Origin of the sequence: Mesorhizobium sp. M7A.F.Ca.CA.004.04.2.1 (assembly GCF_004022825.1) — a bacterium.
In the GTDB taxonomy this organism is placed as follows: Bacteria; Pseudomonadota; Alphaproteobacteria; order Rhizobiales; family Rhizobiaceae; genus Mesorhizobium.
In genome coordinates, this window is sequence record NZ_RZPH01001272.1 from 1 (window position 1) to 1460 (window position 1460).

The window sequence follows — 1460 nt, forward strand, 5'->3', positions numbered from 1 at the left end:
CGACGATCTCGAGATCAAGATCCTGGAACTGCGCGAAATCACCGACTGGGAAAAGCCGATCTACGTCAAGGTCGGCGGCGCCCGGCCCTACTACGACACCGCGCTTGCCGTGAAGGCCGGCGCCGATGTCGTTGTCGTCGACGGCATGCAGGGCGGCACCGCCGCCACCCAGGAAGTGTTCATCGAAAATGTCGGTATGCCGACGCTTGCCTGCATCAGGCCGGCGGTGCAGGCGCTGCAGGATCTGGGCATGCACCGCAAAGTGCAGCTGATCGTCTCCGGTGGTATCCGCAACGGCGCCGATGTCGCCAAGGCGCTGGCGCTCGGCGTCGACGCGGTCTCGATCGGTACGGCTGCCCTTGTCGCGCTCGGCGACAACGATCCCCGCTGGGAGGCGGAGTATAACGAGCTCGGCACCACCGCCGGCGCCTATGACGACTGGCACGAGGGGCGCGACCCCGCCGGCATCACCACGCAGGACCCCGAATTGATGAAGCGGGTCGACCCGGTGGCTGCCGGGCGCCGGCTGGCGAACTACCTCAAGGTGATGACGCTGGAAGCGCAGACCATCGCGCGTGCCTGCGGCAAGAACAGCCTGCACAATCTCGAACCCGAGGACCTCGTCGCGCTGACGATCGAGGCAGCCGCCATGGCCGGCGTGCCGCTGGCCGGCACCAACTGGATACCGGGGAAGAACGGCTTCTAATCAACGAAGGGCCGACTCCCGCATACTCGGGAACAACAATCGATAAAAATGGGGAACTATCGTGGCAACTGATCTTGCAGAATTCGCAAGGGCGAAAAACGTCAAATATTTCATGATTTCCTACACTGACCTGTTCAGTGGCCAGCGTGCCAAGCTGGTGCCGGCACAGGCGATCGCCGACATGCAGAAGGATGGCGCCGGCTTTGCCGGGTTCGCCACCTGGCTGGACCTGACGCCGGCACATCCCGACATGCTGGCGGTGCCGGATCCGGATTCGGTGATCCAGCTGCCGTGGAAGCCGGAAGTCGCCTGGGTCGCGGCCAACTGCATCATGGACGACAAGGAGGTCGACCAGGCGCCGCGCAACACGCTGAAGCGGCTGATCGCGGAAGCCGCCAGCGACGGCATGCACGTCAAGACCGGCGTCGAGGCCGAGTTCTTCCTGATCTCGCCCGACGGCAAGACGATTTCCGACGAATACGACACGGCCTCAAAGCCCTGCTACGACCAGCAAGCGGTGATGCGTCGCTATGACGTCATCGCCGAGATCTGCGACCACATGCTGGCGCTCGGCTGGGGCGCCTACCAGAACGACCACGAGGATGCCAACGGCCAATTCGAGATGAACTGGGCCTTCGACGACGCGCTGGCGACCGCGGACAAGCATTCCTTCTTCAAGTTCATGGTCAAGTCGATCGCCGAGAAGCATGGCCTGCGCGCGACGTTCATGCCCAAACCGTTCCAGGGCCTGACC

Annotated in this window: 1 protein-coding gene and 1 pseudogene; both read left to right on the plus strand. The window is 63.7% G+C overall.

Going from position 1 to position 1460, the window contains the following annotated elements; translation table 11 throughout:
* A partial coding sequence (locus EN893_RS33765) for a glutamate synthase-related protein (protein ID WP_206640236.1) occupies positions 1 to 706 on the plus strand: 706 nt, incomplete at its 5' end.
* 61 nt (positions 707 to 767) lie between these two features.
* A pseudogene (locus tag EN893_RS33770) lies at positions 768 to 1460 on the plus strand (type III glutamate--ammonia ligase); the annotation flags it as partial.